The following is a 15,128-nucleotide window of genomic DNA, read 5'->3' as shown; positions in this document are numbered from 1 at the left end:
TGAACAGATGCCAGGCGCATGGACGAGTAGTAAGCCAGAAACAACGGCGACGGGTGCCACATTGGCAGCCCGTGGCGGGGTGAAGCGGGAAGTACAAGGTACGGCTTCCCGGCGCTTTAGGACGTCAAGGGCCGTGCCAGGGGCCGCAGTGCGCCAAAGCGGCGCACGCGGCGGGGAGTAACCGCTCACCTGCGGCACATAAATCGCTAAATTGGTGGCAACTTGCGCCAATAATTATCTTCATTACTCTGCCAATGCCGTTTTTATTGCGTCGAGGGGCATTTCGACTCCTGATGTTGCTGGGCCTGCTGGGCGCGTTTCAGGCCCACGCCCAGCGCCGGCCGGCCAAGCGCATTCCGGCAGCGGCTTCGCCCTCGGCCGATACCACCAGCGGCGGTGCCTCGGCCGCCCCCAAAAAAGCCCCGGCCAAAGCCGCGCCGGCCATTGCGCCCGGCACCTACCGCGTGCGCGGCCTCAGCAGCCGCGTGAGCCGCAAGCTGCACCTGCGCCCCGACGGCACGCCCGACTTCGTGTACGTGAACCGCTACCCGTTTTACGAGGATAAAAAAGCCCTGCGCGCCATTGCCAAGGCCGAAAAGCGCCGCCAGTACCACCAGGCCCGCCTGCTGCTCGAAGACTACGTGGCCCGCTTCGGCCCCACCAATTTTGCCAAGAACACCGACATGCTCTGGCGCCTGGGCCAGCTGCTGGAGCGCGACAGCCAGACGGTGAAGGCCAAGGCCTACTACCGTCTCGCCCTCAAGCACCACCGCACCGACATCTCGAAGGTACAGCTCTACTACGACTCGCTGGAACAGAAAAACCAGGACCTGTACGTGCCCCTCAAAACGTACTACGACCTGGTGGAGTACCGCAAAAACCTCAACACTTTCCACCCGCCCAAGGGCGTGTACACGAGCATGGGCGACGCCATCAACAGCAAGGCGCCCGACTACGGGCCGGCGCTGGGCGGCAACGACTCCCTGTTTCTGTTCAGCAGCAAGCGCAAGCGCCGCGGCATCACGGGCGTGGTGGATGAGGACCTCTACACCTCGCGGCGCGAAGGCGTGAGCTGGACCGACGCCGAGCCCCTGCCCAAGCCCATCAACTCGCCCAACAACGAAGGCTCGGCCTGCCTGAGCAAAGACGGCAAGACCATCTACTTCGCCCGCTGCGAGTGCGCCACCTGCCGCGGCAACTGCGACCTCTACACCGCCACCATGGGCAAAGACGGCAAATGGGGCACGCCCAAAAGCCTCGGCCCGCTGGTGAACTCGCCCGCCTGGGACTCGCAGCCCACGCTCTCGCAGGGCGAAGACACGCTGTATTTCGCTTCCGACCGGCTGGGCGGCTTCGGGCTGTCGGACATCTATTTCACCCGCAAGCTGAAAAACGGGCAGTGGAGCCCGGCCGAAAACATGGGCCCGGTGGTGAACACCCGCGAGAGCGAGGTGAGCCCATTCTACCACCCGCTCTACCACGTGCTGTACTTCAGCTCGCGCGGCCAGCTGCTGAACTTCGGCGATTTCGACATCTACAAAACCTACCGCGTGCAGGGCCGCTGGCAGGAGCCGCGCAACATTGGCCCGCTCGTGAACGGCAAGGGGTCGGAGTACTACTTCACCATCGACCGCGAAAGCAAAAACCTCTACTACGCCCGCTCCGAGGTCACGGAAATCAACAACCTGGACCTCTACTCCTTCCCACTGCCCATGGAGGCCCAGCCGTTGGCCACCACGCGGGTGGAGGGCACGCTCATCGACTCGGTGAGCAGCAAGCCGCTGAAGGGCATCGTGAGCATCATCGACACCGACAACGGCATCGAGGTGGCCAGCAAGTTCATCCGGCCCGACGGCACGTTTGACTTTGAGCTGATTGAAGGCTCGCACTACGCCATGCTCATTCAGAGCCCGGACTTTTTCTCGGTCGAGAAGCAGTTTGCGCTGAAGGGCGACACGGTGATGACGCTGCTCACCAACAGTATCGACTACCGGCTGCCGCTCATTTTCAAGAACATCGAGTTTGAGCAGGGCAAGGCGTCCATTCTGCCGGCCATGCAGCCCACCCTCGACCGCATTGCGCTGTTCCTCGTCGACCACCCTACGTTCCGCCTCAGCATTGCCGGGCACACCGACAGCAGCGGCGACCCCGAAGTGAACGAAAAGCTTTCGCAGGACCGCGCCGAGGAAATTCGCAAGTACATCGAGCGCAAGGGCAAACTCAAGCCCAACCGCATCGAAAGCTTCGGCTACGGCTCCAGCAAGCCCTTGAAAGACGAGCTGACTGAGGCCGACGCCAAAGTGAACCGCCGCGTCGAATTCAAGCTCATCAAGCCCGACGGCGACAAGCCCGCCGACGGCGGCGGGGATTGGAAGTAGGCACTCCCCTACGCCACCGCCAGCACGCGCACCGCTTTGCCGTTGAACATGGCCTGCTCGCCAACCCGCAGCCCCTTCAAGGCCACAGCCACGGGCGCCGCCGGCGACACCGCAAACACTTCGGTGCCCTCCAACCTGCCCGCGCTGATGCTGATGTAGAACTGCCCCAGGCTGGTAGTGACCAGGGCGCCGGGCCGCACCGTGTCGCAGGGCAGTTCGGGGTTGATGCGGGCCAGCTCGGCTTGCAGCTGCTGGGCCTGCTGCATCTGGGCGGCGTTGCGGTCGCGCTCGGCGTTGGCCATTTCGCGACCGGTTTCATACTTGTCGCCGGCGCTGCTCTTGGTTTCGGAACTGGAAGATTCCTGCGCGGCCTGCATGGCGGTGCGGGCGGCGTCGATGCGCTGCTCGATGAAGGCGTGGCAGAGGGCGTGGAGAGCGGGTTTGGATGTCATCTTGTTTCAGCTTTCCAAATAAGTTGCGGCGTGGTTTCAACCTGCCAATTGGCCAGTAGCGCACCCAGTCGGTTTATGGAAGCCGCTTCTGAGGCAATCGAAAATTCGAAACGATGGTGGGCCGCCCGTTCGCCATCTTCGGCAATTATGCGCAAGGCCGTGTGCCCCATAGGAGAAGCGCAATAAGCCTCCATCCGCAGGTAGCCAAACGCGGACGGATGTTCGGCTTGCCCCCATTCGAAGCAAACCGTTTCCGCCGCATCTTTTGGGAAGGCCATGAGCTTCTTTCCAAACTCAGCAAGCGAAGCGGCATCACCGTAGAGATAGGTATGAGTCCTTACATCGGGCCTGATTACTTCGATATCAAACGTGCAGTCTCCATCAAAGTCGACGTTGACGGTGAAGATGATTTTACTTCTTTTCATGCATATAGGGTTCGATTACGTTTCTAATGGCTTGCGGCTTACTAATATTCCGCACGGATATTAGCCCACGCTGGTCAGCCCCTCCGCCACTAACCTATCGTTCCCCAACCTTGGCACCTTGTTCTGCCCGCCCAGGCGGCCCATGCTTTTCATGTAGCGCTGAAAGGCGCCGGCTGGTAGCGGCGTGAGGAGTAGCGGCACGAGGATGTTGCCCTTGCGCAAGTCGTCGTAATAGCTGTTGCGGCGGCGCAGGGCGGTGTCGAGGGCGGCGGCAAAAGCCCCCGCATCTAGCGGCGGCCGGGCAAACTCCACCAGCCACTCGTGGCGCGAGGGCGTGGCGGGGTCGTCGCTCACCAGCGGCGCCACGGTGAATTCGATGACTTCCACCTCGGGAAATTGCGCCATCGTTTCGCGTAGGGCCTGCTCCACCTCCTCTCCTATCACGTGCTCGCCGAAGGCCGAGAGGAAGTGCTTGATGCGGCCCGTGACCACCACGCGGTGTGGCCGCAAGCTCACGAAGCGCACCGTGTCGCCGATGCTGTAGCCCCACAGGCCGGCATTGGATGTGAGAATGACGGCGTACTGCTTGTTCAGCTCCACCTCGGCGATGGTGAGGCGGGGCGCGTCGGGCTCGAAAAACCGCTCGGCCGGCACGAATTCGAAGAAGATGCCGCTATTGAGCAGCAGCAGAAGGCCCGGGTTGCCGGGCTCGTCCTGAAAGGCCAGGAAGCCTTCAGAGGCCGGAAATAGCTCGATGCTGTCCACGGGCCGGCCGATGCTTTCGAAAAGCTTGGCGCGGTAGGGCTCAAAGTTGACGCCGCCGTACACGAACAGGTTGAAATCGGGAAACAGGTCCTTGATTGGCCGGCCGGTGCGGGCCGTGAGGCGGTCGAAATACATTTGCACCCAGGGCGGAATACCCGAAATCAGGGTCATTTTCTCCCCCAGTGTCTCGTCCACGATGCGTTCGAGCTTGGTTTCCCAGTCTTCGATGACGTTGGTGGCGTAGCTGGGCAGCTGGTTGCGGCGCAGGTAGGCCGGCACGTGGTGGTTGGCAATGCCCGAAAGCCGGCCTGTGCGAATGCCGTGGTGCAGCTCCAGCTCCGGCGAGCCCGACAGGAATATCAGCTTGCCATCCAGGAACTGGCTGCGGCCGGTGCGGTAGATGTAGTAAAGCAGGGCATCGCGGGCGCCCTCGATGTGGTTGGGGATGCTGTCCCGGGTGATGGGAATGTACTTGGTGCCGGAGGTGGTGCCGCTGGTTTTGGCCAGGTACAGCGGCCGGCCGGGCCAGAGCACGTCGGCCTCGCCGGCCTGGGTGCGGTCGAAGTAGGGCTTCAGGGCCTCGTAGTCGCGCACGGGCACCTGGCGGGCCAGGTCGGCGGGTGTGCGGACGCCGCCCAGGTCGTGGGCCCGGCCGAAGGTGGTGCCGGCCGCTGTGGCGACGAGGCGCGTCAGCAACTCGCGCTGCGTGGCTTCGGGGCGCTGCTGCCAGCGCTGGTGGCGCCGGGCAATGTAGCGGGCCAGCGGTCGGCTCAGCGTAGCTTTCAATCCCATACTCTCAGTAATTAACGTCGTTTGACGAGCCGCTAAGGTACGTTGGGCGTTTTCGGTTGGCTACGGTCGAGGCAACCTCCCTACCTTGCCGCCGTTACCTTACTTCACTTTTTCACCATTTCACCCCTCACCATCATCATGGCAGACCACAAAGGCAGCGCCGCCTGGACCGGCGACATCAAGGGCCACGGCACCCTCACCACCGAAAGCGGCCTCCTCAACGCTCCCTACTCCGTTGGCAGCCGTTTCGAAGGCAAGCCCGGCACCAACCCGGAAGAGCTCATCGGGGCGGCTCACGCCGGCTGCTACACCATGTACCTCACCAGCGTGCTCACCAAGCACGGCCACACGGTGAACACCATCAACACGAGCAGCACCGTCACGATGAACCCCAACAACGGCCACCCCGTCATCGAGCGCATCCACATCAGCGTGGAAGGCAACGTGACCGGCGGCAACATCACCGCCGACGACTTCCAGAAGCACGCTGAAGACGCCAAAGCCAACTGCCCCGTCTCGAAAGCCCTGAGCGCCGTGCCCGAAATGACGCTGGACGCCAAGTTTGTGGGGTAGTCTGGCCCAATAATAAGATGTCATGCTGAGCGCAGTCGAAGCATCTCGCGTGTGGTAGTACTTCATGTACTATTGCGGGAGAGGTGCTTCGGCTGCGCTCAGCATGACGTTTTATTACTGGGCACCCAAAGCCCTTTTCCGTCCTGATAACCGACAACTACCAACTAGCTACTAAATTTGCCCCCATGCCCACTGGTACCACTCGCATCCGCCTCCGCCCCGCCAACACCTCCCGCGTCCCGTTCTGGGGCCAGCTCGCCATTGGCTTTTTCTGGGTGGTGTATGTGCTGTTTATGATGGTGGGCGACCCCAACGCGCACGACTACCACTTCCTGCACTGGGTGTTCCTGATATTCAGCCTCGTGTACATCGGCTACGTGCTGGTAAACAACGCGCCCATCTTCGGCACCCAGAGCTACCTCGAATTCACGCCCGGTTACATCGTGCACAAAAACGGCCTCTTCCGGCCCAAGCAAGTGTTTGCCGCCGAAAACATTGCCGCCCTGGAGCTCAAGCCCATGGCCCTGCGCGTGCGGCAGAAAGACGGCGAAATCTACGCCCTCAACCTGCGCGAGGTGAAAGGCAAGCGCCGCAAAATGAGCTTCCGCGAGCAGGTGCGTGAGTTTGCCGCCAAGCACAACCTGCCCCTGCAGGAAACCACGCCCACCAACGCGGCCTAACCCGCAGGCTTCAGCAACGAGAAGGGGCTCCTGACACTTCGCGTGTCAGGAGCCCCTTTCCTTTTGTCGCAGCCAACAGGCTACTTTTTCGCAAACTTTTTCCGCAACTCCTCCACTTGGTCGCGGAATTTCTTATCCGAATCCACCAGGTCCGACACCGTTTGCACGGAGTGCATGACCGTGGTGTGGTCGCGCCCGCCAAAGTGGAAGCCTATGGTTTTCAGCGTGTGCGAGGTGTGGTGCTTGGCAAAGTACATGGCCACCTGCCGGGCCGTCACCACTTCTTTCTTGCGAGTTTTGTCCTTCAGCAGCTCCACTGAGATGTTGAAATACGCAGCCACCGTCTTCTGAATGAAGTCGAGGTTCACTTCGGCCTCCACCTCCTCAATGATGTGGCGCAGGGCCTGCTTCACCATTTCGAGGTCAATATCGCGTCGGCTCAGGCTGCTTTGGGCTACCAGCGAGGCAATGACGCCTTCCAGCTCGCGCACGTTGGTGTGCACCGAGTTGGCAAGGTAGTCTACCACGTGGTCCGGTGGAATGTCGATGCCGTCCTGCTCCATCTTGTTGCGGATGATGGCCACCCGCGTCTCGAAGTCAGGGCTTTGCACATCGGCCGTCAGGCCCCACTTGAAGCGGTTCAGCAGGCGGTCTTCCAGGCCCAGCAGGTCCTTGGGCGGCCGGTCGGAGGTCATCACAATCTGCTTGCCCGACTGGTGCAAATGGTTGAAGATGTGGAAGAACATCTCCTGCGTCTTGCCCTTGTTGGCCAGAAACTGCACGTCGTCCAGAATCAGGGCATCGACCTGCAGATAGAAGTTGGCGAAGTCCTGCACCTGCGCGCGCTGCACGCTGTCGATGAACTGGTTGGTAAACTTCTCGGCCGATACATACAGCACGAACCGCTCCGGCGCCGTGGCCTTGATGTGGTTGCCGATGGCCTGCACTAGGTGGGTTTTGCCCAGGCCCACGCCGCCGTACACCATCAGCGGGTTGAAGCTGGTGGTGCCGGGCTTGTTGGCCACCGCAAGGCCGGCCGAGCGCGCCAGGCGGTTGCAGTCGCCCTCAATGTAATTGTCGAAGGTGTAGGAGCCGTTGAGTTGGGAAGGCACGATGTTGCCGTCCATCGGCCGCACCGTGTCGAAGGGGTTGCGCGGGGGCGCCAGGGTTTCGGCGCCGGCCAAGGCGTTGGTGCCGAAGTTGCTGCGCTGGGCGGCGCGCACGGTGCCGGAATTGACGTAGCGGGCACTGGCGGCGCGGGCACTACCGGCCAGCGGGTTGTTCACCGGAGCCGGGGGCGGGCCTTGGGGCGTGTCGCGCGGGTCGGGGGCGGCCTGCTTGCGGGTGGGCGGCAGGTGCAGGGAACGCGGCGGCGCCTGCTCGTTGCCCTGGTCCACCACCACGCTGTATTCGAGGCGGCCTTCGGGGCCCAGCTGCTGGTAGAGCGCGCGGCGCAGCTCGTCCACGTAATGCTCTTCGAGCCAATCGTAGAAATAGGCGCTGGGCACCTCAATGGTCAGCACGTTGCCCTTGAGCTCAATGGGCCGAATGGGCTGGAACCAGGTCTTAAAACTCTGCTCCCCGATTTCCGCCGAGATGCTGCGCAGGCAGCCAGCCCAAACCGTGCGAAAATCTTTGAGCATGAGAGCAGTTAGACAATTTCCGGACAATAGCCGGCATCAAAAACAATGGAAAAAACAGCACCGCAACGGCACCTTAATTTTTTAGAGGGGGACAAAATTGTGGAAAACTCTGCACTTAAAAAAGCTTGAAAGCACTTGTTTATGTCGTGCTTTTAACAGGCGGCGCGAACCGGCACCACGCTGGCGCTTGCCAAACCAGGTCGCTTATTTTTCGCCGAAAATTCATAGTCCAATCTTCCCAGATTGATACCCGACCAGCCCACCTGATTGATGAGCGTGGCCTTGCCGTCGGGATTGGCAATGGGCTCCGGCGCGTCCATGAACGTATGGGTGTGGCCGCCCAGTATGAGGTCGATGCCCGACACCTGGGCCGCCAGCTTGCGGTCGTCGAGCTTGGCGCTTTCGTACTTGTAGCCGAGGTGCGAGAGGCAAATGACAAGGTCGCACTTTTCGGGGCCGCGCAATTGCGTCACCATTTCCCGGGCCTTGGCCACGGGGTCGAGGTACACGGTCTGCCCGAAGTTTTTGTCGGCCACCAAGCCGGCCAGTTCAATGCCCAAGCCAAATACGCCAATGCGGACGCCCTGCTTCTCGAACACCTTGTAGGGCGCGAAGCGGCCGGCCAGCGACGTTTTGGAGAAGTCGTAGTTGGCGATGAGGAAGGGGAAAGTGGCGTTGGGCAGTTGGCGCTGCAGGCCGTCGAGGCCGTTGTCGAAGTCGTGGTTGCCGAGGGTGCTGGCGTCGTACTGCATCTGGCTCATGAGCTTGTATTCCAGCTCGCCGCCGAAGAAGTTGAAGTACGGCGTGCCCTGGAATATGTCGCCTGAGTCCAAGAGCAGCACGTTGGCTTCTTTGGCCCGAATGTCTTTGATGAGCGCCGCGCGCCGCGCCATGCCCCCCAGCCCGGCCCACTGCCCACCGTTGTCGGGGAAGGGCTCGATGCGCGAGTGCATGTCGTTGGTGTGCAGAATGGTGAGTTTCACCGGAGCTTTGGCGGCGGTGGCGGCCTGGGCGGCATTGGCCACGCTGCTCAGCACGGACAGGCCGGCGGTGCCAAGGAGGGAATTGCGGAGAAATTCGCGGCGAGTTGTCATTAAATTATACTCGATTATTTATAGTAGGACAAAGCCAGAATAGCTTTTTGGCCGCCTTCAATTCTGCGCCAGTTAACAACAGCAGCACAATCCAAAATTTGTTGAAAAATCAGTGGCACTCTTAAAGCCAATGCGTCAGCTTGTTCGAGATGCAAAACCACAACTTCGCCTACCGGACAGTGGAAAGTTGACAGACTTGTTCCCGGTTCATCATCCAAAGTCGACATGCAGTCAATCCATGCATCCATGTTTCTGCCATAGCCATCTAAAAAGCCAAACGCCTCGATGAAAACGGTGTGAAATGACTCCCAGTCGGCTATGCGCTCTGTGTCAATATGCACGACCATTGTCTTTCTAATTGGCTTTCACCCGGCCTTCCACCTTGGCCGCCACGGGCTGGCCGGCCTTGGTCAGGTCGCGGACGTGGTCGGCGATGGCGGTGCGGAGCAGCACGTTGGTGTGGCGCGGCACGAGCGTTTTGAAAAACACCATGTTGTCGCCGCCGGTGGCCAGGTAGTCGGAAATGGCAATGGGCCAGGTGCGGCTGTCGTTCACGTCGAAGGGCTGGCCGCCGATGCGGATGTCCTTGGGCAAGCCATCGAAGGTGACGGTGTAGGTGGCGCCGGAAACGGCCATCTTGATGTGCGCGGCGTAGTCGAACAGCTGCTGCACCACCGGGCCGGGCGCGTCGAGCACCACCAGCTCGTTCTCAAACGGCATCAATTCGAACACCGAGCCCAGCGTGACGGGGCCGGCGGCAAAGCCGGCGCGCAGGCCGCCGTTGGTCATCACGCCCAGCGGAATGGGCTGCTTGAGCTCCCGGCTGGCACGCTCGCGCTGCAGGTCGGCCACAAAATTCGACAGCGGGTTTTCGCCGGGGCCTTTGGTGAGCGGCTGCGGGGCCGTGCCCAGCACTTCGGTCATTTGGGCCGTCACCTTGTCGTGGTAGGGCGCGATGAGGGCCGCGGCGGCGGGGTCTTCGGCCTGGGTTTTGCCCACCGGCTGGCTCGTGACGGGTGCAAAACGAGCCGTGGGAGCATAGGCAGCGCGCTGGCAACCCGAAACCAGAACCAGAGGAGCCCACAGCAACGCCAGAGCCGCTCCCCGAAAAGCAGGAGAAATCGTCATAATCGGTAAAATTACGTCCCAGTCGGCGTTCGGCTCTTTGCCGACGGCCCGGCGTCGGGCGTTATTTTGTCAGGTCGTAGCGCAGCAGCAGGAAGAAGCGCGTGTAGGTGGTGGCAATGCCGGCGGCGTTGCTGAAACCGTTGCTACGCTCGCCCCGCAGTTCGAGGGCCAGGTTGCGGGCGTTGGCACGGGCCGTAGTGGCCCCCACTCCAAACAACAAGCTGTTTTCAAGGCCACGACTGTTGTCGTTGCCGTTGGAGTCCGTCAAGAAAGGCCGGTAAAACGAGTATTGCAGGTTGGGCGGCCCCGTGAAGCTAAACCGGTACTGCTGCTCTGATGTAAGCGTAAAAGCGGTTCCGAGGCCGGCCTGAATGAAGGGGCGCACTTTGCCGTTGGCAAACGAATAGCGCGCCATCAATGGCACGCGCACCTGGTCCATTTTCACACGCAGTTGCCCGTAGCTGGTGCCAAAGGCCTTGCTGACATAATCGCCTTCATTGAGCTGCGAAGAATACAACGCTTCCAACACCACCGTGAGCCGACTGCTTAGCAGCGAGGTATGTGCTTCGAGGGCTAAGCCCACCGCTGGGGCGGGTTTGGCTCCAAAGCTGGTGGACTCGATAGTGCCGAGGATGGAATTGTCGCTCACCACCAGCGTGCTGGCCTGGCCACCTACCACGGCCGTCAGGTTGAGGTGGCTTTTGCGGTTGGCCAGCGCCGGGGCTTCCGCTTGGGGCCCGCCCACGCATTGGTTGTAAGCGCGCACTAGGCCCACCAGGCTGCGGAGTTGGTACTCCACCGTGGCCGCGCGGGAGCGTAGGGTGGGGCAATCAACCATCATGGCGCCTAGCGTAGTGCGGAACTCGGTGTTTTGCCGCACGAATTTGCCGCCCCGCTCGTCGTACACCGTTTCCTTCCACGACCACAGCGGCTGCACCGCGCCCTGGGCCGCGCGGGCATAAAATAGGTCGCCGGCCACGGCATCATCTAAGTAATAAAGCGTCACGCGCCCTTGCACCAATACTTCCAGAAAACGCGGCGCAACTACGAGGGCCGTGGTGTGGTCCGTAGCAACGGAGTGTGCCTGATAAAGCCTGCCGTTAAAAATCCCGTAGGCGCGCACTTGCTCTGGGGTATAATTGGTAACGGCACCGGTTGGAGTGGCGCGGAAACGACAGGTACGAGCCGCCCGTGAGCTGTTCGACACGTCTACCTCCCCGCGCAGGGTGTCGCCGGTGAGGGGCAGCACGTAGCCAGGCCGAAAATACAGGTCAGTAACCTGGGCCTGCGCCCGTCCATTGCCGAGTAAGGCCAGCAGTCCTAACGTGAAAAAAAATGAGAACCGGTAGTAGTGCATCCTGTTATTGGTGTTGCAAATCGAAAGAGCGTGATGGAGTCCTAGCTTGCCTAGGCATTGCGCAAGGAACATTCAGCAGGAATTTTGCGCAGGGCGTTAATCCTTAAAAGTTATAGCCGAGCAGGAAGGACGTGGTGCGGGGGCCGAAAATCATGTTTGGAACCGCAGAAGCATTGTCGAGCTTGCTATAGCGCGCCTCTACCTGCACCGAACCAGAGCCCAGCGGCACCAGTAAACCCAAGCCCACCGCGGGACCAAACCCCAGCCGGCGCATCTCAACCTCACTTACACTGGTGGTCGGGCGGGTCGCGCCTGGAGGCTGGCTGGTGACACTCACCAAGCTTTGGTGCGTGTTGAGCAACACCGATGTTTCGACGCCGGCCTGTAGGTAGGGTTGAACGCGTCCCTGCAAGGGCGAGTAGCGCACCATGAGCGGCACCCGTAGCGTTTGCATCGTAATGTCGACAACATACGCGTCATTGTTGTTTATAAAGCCGCTGTTTCGCTGGTAGCTGGTAGTATAGGACTGCTTCTGGTGCAAAGCCTCCAAGCTAAAGGCCAACTTGTGGTTGAGGGTGCCCGGCATTACCAACAGCCCGACGCCTAGCATTGGACTAAAACCCGAATTCAGGTTCCATTCGACGCCATCGGTGTAGGTTGTGTTCGCCTGTTGCACGCCGGCGCGCAGCCCAAAATGCACCTTTGTCACCCGCGCCATTGAGCGAGCGGGCGCTGCGGCTTGGCCGCAGCTATTGTATCGCTCAAAAATGGCCACCAGCTTAGAGTCGGTTAGCTCGGCTTGACTCAACATCGGCTGCACGGCAAAGCAATCGGCAAACGCCTTGCTCAGCACTTGGCGAAACGGATAGCTGCGCTCCTGCACCAGGCCGTTGTCGCCCCGCACGTTTTGGATGACTTGCACGAGCTCGGTCACGGGTCCGCTGTCGTCGGCTTTGCGGAAGAAGTAGCGTGACCGCGAATCCTCGTCCACGTACGTATAGAGCGTGGCCTTGCCCTGGGCCAGCACCTGCAGAAACAGCGCGTTGGTGGCGGGAGCAGGCATCTGGCGGCTTTCGAACCGGTCACCGCGTGTCAAGCCATAGGCTTTAAGCTCGGCTGGGGCGTAGCGCACCTGCGCCGCGCCGGCGGCCGGCCGAAATAGACACAGAGTGGACATGCGCTGGCCGCCGCGCGCATCTACTTCGCCGCGGAGCGTGTCGCCGCTGAGGGGGACTACGTAGCCCGGTCGGAAGTTTTTCTGAGCCTGCGCTGCGCCCGCCGTAGCTAGTAGCAACAGGGCGAGAAGGAGCGATTTCGTGTAGTTAAAGAGCATCGAGAAGAAGTAGACAATAAGGAAAAAGGTAAAATTGAATCAGGCAATTGGCGTCAAAGCTACGGCGCAACACGCCTTGTTGGGGCGGGCCCCGCCCAACGCGCCAACGCGGCCGAGGCGGTATCTTTCGGCCTGTTTTGGGGCCGGCGCGTAGTTGCAGCAATATTCCTTCGGCCAATTCCCACACGGTTTACCTCTTATGTCCGATACCCCGGCCGCTGTGCCCGTTTCTTTTGCCGAGTTTCCGGCCGTTACCACCGCCGAATGGCAGGCCCGCCTGGCCCGCGACCTCAAAGGCCAGGACCCCGCCACGCTGCGCTGGCCCCTGCCCGACGGGTTCAGCGTGGAGCCCTTTTACCACCGCGAAGCGCTGGCGGCCCTGGGCGGGGCACCGGTGCCCCTGCCCCACCCGGTGACGCCCTGGCTGAACGTGCCCACGCTCACGGTGACCGCCGGCGACGGCCGCCCCCAGATTGACCAAGCCGCCGCGGCCTTGGCCCGCGGCGCCGACGGCGTGCACTTCATTCTGTCGCGCACCGGCGAGTTTGCCGTGCACTACCTGGCCGAGATGCTGCCGCTGGCCACCACGTTTGTGGGCTATACCGTGACGGCCGCCCCCGACGCCCTGCTCAGCCAGTTGGTGGAAGCCGCGCCCGGCACGGCCCTGCGCGGGTTTCTGCGCTTTGCCCCCGGCCCTGTGCCCGAGGGGGCCGAGCTGGCCGACTACCGCGCCGCCCTGCGCCGCTGCGTGAGCCTGACCACGGCCATGCCCGACTTCCGGGCTTTGGCTGTGAACGGGGCCTTTTTTGGCAACCGCGGCGCCACCGCCACCCAGCAGATTGCCTTCAGCCTGAACACGGCCGCGGCCCTGCTGGCCGAGCTGCCCACCGACGACATCAGCGCGGCGCAGGTGGCGGCGACGCTGCACGTGCACATGGCCGTGGCGCCCAGCTATTTTCCCGAAATGGCCAAGCTGCGGGCCCTGCGCCGGCTGTGGGCCACGCTGCTGCACGGCTTCGGGCTGCCGGCCAGCCTGCACGCGAACTTGCGCGTGCACGCCCTCACCTCGTCGTGGGCCCAAACCACCCTGGACCCGCACACCAACCTGCTGCGCCACACCACCGAGGCCATGAGCGCCGTGCTGGGCGGCGCCGACTCGCTGAGCGTGGCGGCGTTCGACTGCGTGTTTGCCGAAGCCAACGAGTTTTCGGCCCGCCTGGCCCGCAACCTCTCGGTGCTGCTGCGCGAAGAAGCCGGCCTGGGCCTGGTGCAGGACCCCGCGGCGGGCTCCTACTTCCTCGAAACCTTGACCGACCAACTGGCCCAGGAAGCCTGGACGCTGTTTCAGCGCATGGAAGCCGCGGGCGGGCTGCCGGCGGCGCGGGCCCAGATGCTGGACGAAATAAAAGCCGTGGCCACCGAGACGTTCCGGCGCATCGCCAGCGGCCAGCAGGTGATAGTGGGCACCAACCGCTTCCAGAATCCGCAGGAGCAGTTCAGCTTCCACCCCAAGAAGCTGCTGCGCTCGGCCGAGTTTGACGTGACGCGTGCCGCTTACCCCACCGAGGTGCTGCGCCTGGCCACGGCCCTGCACTTTGAGCGCCGCGAGAAAAAAAGCAAGCGCGCCGCCGTGGTGCTACTGGGCACGAATACCAACCAAATTATTCTGGAGCAGTTCCTGAACATGCTGCAGCCCCACGAGCGGCCCGAAATTGCGGCTTCGCACCCGCCGGGCACGCTGTCGGTGCTCTACTCCTCGCCCGAAGAGGCCACGCTGATGTACGCCACGCCGGAGCAGTTCCAGAAATTTGCCCGCTTCATCTATCAGATTCCGACCGAAAAGCAGCACTTCATTCCGCCCGCCCTGCTCAGTTCCGACATGGCCACCCTGCACGAGGCCGTGCGCGTGTTCGGCTTCAAGGAAATGAAGGTGCAGGGCTACACCACCGAGGAAGTGCTGGCCCGCCTGCAGGGGCGGTAGCATTAACCATTGCAAGACATGCGAGCTGCTGGCAAAATACTGGTTGGGCTGCTGCTGCTGCCGATGGCACTTGCGACAGGCTACTGGTATTCCCAACGCACGCCAGACAAACCGCGGTTCTACATTGACGACGATACCGAAGCTGATGTGTGGCAGCTTCCAATTGTGGACCCCTACCGTCTGATTGCAACGGAAAGCGCCAGTATGAACAGCCCTGGCTACAGCAGGTGGGGTCTTATTTCCAATAAGGAACAACTGTCTTTCCATCCCGACTCCATTAATTACGAAAAAGGATTAATCCTCCTTCATGACGCCGATGGCGACTACGGCGTGGTTGATATAAGCCGGAAAACGGCTAATCGAGTGAAGGTTTTTTCGAACTTTTTAAAAGTTGCCGACTCCCTTGGCGTAAGCGGAAAGCTATATCCGGCCGAAGCTGTGTACACCTGCTGGGAGCAAACCAGGCAGCTTCCCTGGGCGATGGAAATTTTTGCTCGAAACTGCGCGGAGAATGCGCCCCAATAATC

Annotated in this window: 14 protein-coding genes; 5 read left to right on the top strand and 9 right to left on the bottom strand. The window is 61.6% G+C overall.

The features are described 5' to 3' along the window. The first annotated feature begins 293 nt into the window (after positions 1–293). Positions 294–2,378, top strand: coding sequence for an OmpA family protein (locus JAO73_RS13785; RefSeq protein ID WP_198977606.1), 2,085 nt, complete (start codon positions 294–296; stop codon positions 2,376–2,378). Positions 2,379–2,386: 8 nt separating this feature from the next. On the opposite strand, the gene JAO73_RS13780 is transcribed toward JAO73_RS13785, so the two are convergent. Genes JAO73_RS13780 through JAO73_RS13770 form a run of 3 tightly spaced genes read right to left on the bottom strand, consistent with a single transcriptional unit; the run spans position 2,387 to position 4,812 of the window. Continuing rightward, entirely contained in the window at positions 2,387–2,830 is a 444-nt protein-coding gene (locus JAO73_RS13780; protein ID WP_198977604.1) for a 3-oxoacyl-ACP synthase, read from the bottom strand. Then, positions 2,827–3,255 (bottom strand): hypothetical protein, encoded by a 429-nt coding sequence (locus JAO73_RS13775; RefSeq protein WP_198977603.1) that lies wholly within the window; start codon positions 3,253–3,255, stop codon positions 2,827–2,829. Before JAO73_RS13775 ends, JAO73_RS13780 begins: the two co-directional genes overlap by 4 nt. 60 nt (positions 3,256–3,315) lie before the next feature. After that, complete coding sequence (locus JAO73_RS13770; protein ID WP_198977600.1) at positions 3,316–4,812, bottom strand: GH3 family acyl-acid amido synthetase; 1,497 nt, start codon at positions 4,810–4,812, stop codon at positions 3,316–3,318. 138 nt (positions 4,813–4,950) lie between these two features. Here JAO73_RS13770 and JAO73_RS13765 point away from each other — a divergent pair, with 138 nt between their 5' ends. Further along, on the top strand, positions 4,951–5,385 hold the full coding sequence (locus JAO73_RS13765) for an OsmC family peroxiredoxin (RefSeq protein WP_190927653.1): 435 nt from the start codon (positions 4,951–4,953) through the stop codon (positions 5,383–5,385). 185 nt (positions 5,386–5,570) lie between these two features. After that, a complete protein-coding gene (locus JAO73_RS13760; RefSeq protein ID WP_198977599.1) occupies positions 5,571–6,065 on the top strand; it encodes a hypothetical protein in 495 nt (164 codons plus the stop codon). Positions 6,066–6,145: 80 nt separating this feature from the next. Here the strand turns inward: JAO73_RS13760 and dnaA are convergent, their stop codons facing one another. The 6 genes from dnaA to JAO73_RS13730 all read right to left on the bottom strand — a co-directional run bounded on the left by dnaA (position 6,146) and on the right by JAO73_RS13730 (position 12,620). Beyond that, complete coding sequence (gene dnaA, locus JAO73_RS13755; protein ID WP_198977598.1) at positions 6,146–7,708, bottom strand: chromosomal replication initiator protein DnaA; 1,563 nt, start codon at positions 7,706–7,708, stop codon at positions 6,146–6,148. A gap of 152 nt (positions 7,709–7,860) precedes the next feature. Further along, positions 7,861–8,802, bottom strand: a complete 942-nt coding sequence (locus tag JAO73_RS13750; RefSeq protein WP_198977597.1) for a bifunctional metallophosphatase/5'-nucleotidase — start codon at positions 8,800–8,802, stop codon at positions 7,861–7,863. A 14-nt stretch (positions 8,803–8,816) separates the two neighbouring features. Continuing rightward, positions 8,817–9,149 (bottom strand): barstar family protein, encoded by a 333-nt coding sequence (locus JAO73_RS13745; RefSeq protein WP_198977596.1) that lies wholly within the window; start codon positions 9,147–9,149, stop codon positions 8,817–8,819. Between the two features lie 7 nt (positions 9,150–9,156). Further along, a complete protein-coding gene (locus tag JAO73_RS13740) occupies positions 9,157–9,930 on the bottom strand; it encodes a 5'-nucleotidase C-terminal domain-containing protein (RefSeq protein WP_198977595.1) in 774 nt (257 codons plus the stop codon). Between the two features lie 61 nt (positions 9,931–9,991). Continuing rightward, positions 9,992–11,179 carry an outer membrane beta-barrel protein gene (locus tag JAO73_RS13735; RefSeq protein WP_198977594.1) on the bottom strand — a complete coding sequence of 396 codons (1,188 nt, stop codon included), beginning with the start codon at positions 11,177–11,179 and terminating at the stop codon, positions 9,992–9,994. A gap of 211 nt (positions 11,180–11,390) precedes the next feature. Beyond that, entirely contained in the window at positions 11,391–12,620 is a 1,230-nt protein-coding gene (locus JAO73_RS13730) for a porin family protein (protein WP_198977592.1), read from the bottom strand. Positions 12,621–12,819: 199 nt separating this feature from the next. On the opposite strand from JAO73_RS13730, the gene JAO73_RS13725 reads away from it, so the two are divergent. Beyond that, positions 12,820–14,601: a methylmalonyl-CoA mutase family protein gene (locus JAO73_RS13725; protein WP_198977590.1), complete on the top strand. Its 1,782-nt coding sequence runs from the start codon at positions 12,820–12,822 to the stop codon at positions 14,599–14,601. 18 nt (positions 14,602–14,619) lie between these two features. Further along, entirely contained in the window at positions 14,620–15,126 is a 507-nt protein-coding gene (locus JAO73_RS13720) for a hypothetical protein (RefSeq protein ID WP_198977588.1), read from the top strand. Positions 15,127–15,128: the final 2 nt, after the last annotated feature.

This window comes from Hymenobacter miniatus, from assembly GCF_016427455.1.
GTDB classification, from domain to species: Bacteria; Bacteroidota; Bacteroidia; order Cytophagales; family Hymenobacteraceae; genus Hymenobacter; species Hymenobacter armeniacus.
Note: the sequence above shows the minus strand (reverse complement) of the source record. Positions and strands in the feature narration are given on the sequence as shown.

Excerpts from the sequence above, each read along its gene's own strand:
- JAO73_RS13785 (WP_198977606.1), top strand. The coding sequence starts at position 294 with ATGTTGCTGGGCCTGCTGGGCGCGTTTCAGGCCCACGCCCAGCGCCGG.
- JAO73_RS13780 (WP_198977604.1), bottom strand. The coding sequence starts at position 2,830 with ATGACATCCAAACCCGCTCTCCACGCCCTCTGCCACGCCTTCATCGAG.
- JAO73_RS13775 (WP_198977603.1), bottom strand. The coding sequence starts at position 3,255 with ATGAAAAGAAGTAAAATCATCTTCACCGTCAACGTCGACTTTGATGGA.
- JAO73_RS13770 (WP_198977600.1), bottom strand. The coding sequence starts at position 4,812 with ATGGGATTGAAAGCTACGCTGAGCCGACCGCTGGCCCGCTACATTGCC.
- JAO73_RS13765 (WP_190927653.1), top strand. The coding sequence starts at position 4,951 with ATGGCAGACCACAAAGGCAGCGCCGCCTGGACCGGCGACATCAAGGGC.
- JAO73_RS13760 (WP_198977599.1), top strand. The coding sequence starts at position 5,571 with ATGCCCACTGGTACCACTCGCATCCGCCTCCGCCCCGCCAACACCTCC.
- dnaA (WP_198977598.1), bottom strand. The coding sequence starts at position 7,708 with ATGCTCAAAGATTTTCGCACGGTTTGGGCTGGCTGCCTGCGCAGCATC.
- JAO73_RS13750 (WP_198977597.1), bottom strand. The coding sequence starts at position 8,802 with ATGACAACTCGCCGCGAATTTCTCCGCAATTCCCTCCTTGGCACCGCC.
- JAO73_RS13745 (WP_198977596.1), bottom strand. The coding sequence starts at position 9,149 with ATGGTCGTGCATATTGACACAGAGCGCATAGCCGACTGGGAGTCATTT.
- JAO73_RS13740 (WP_198977595.1), bottom strand. The coding sequence starts at position 9,930 with ATGACGATTTCTCCTGCTTTTCGGGGAGCGGCTCTGGCGTTGCTGTGG.
- JAO73_RS13730 (WP_198977592.1), bottom strand. The coding sequence starts at position 12,620 with ATGCTCTTTAACTACACGAAATCGCTCCTTCTCGCCCTGTTGCTACTA.
- JAO73_RS13725 (WP_198977590.1), top strand. The coding sequence starts at position 12,820 with ATGTCCGATACCCCGGCCGCTGTGCCCGTTTCTTTTGCCGAGTTTCCG.
- JAO73_RS13720 (WP_198977588.1), top strand. The coding sequence starts at position 14,620 with ATGCGAGCTGCTGGCAAAATACTGGTTGGGCTGCTGCTGCTGCCGATG.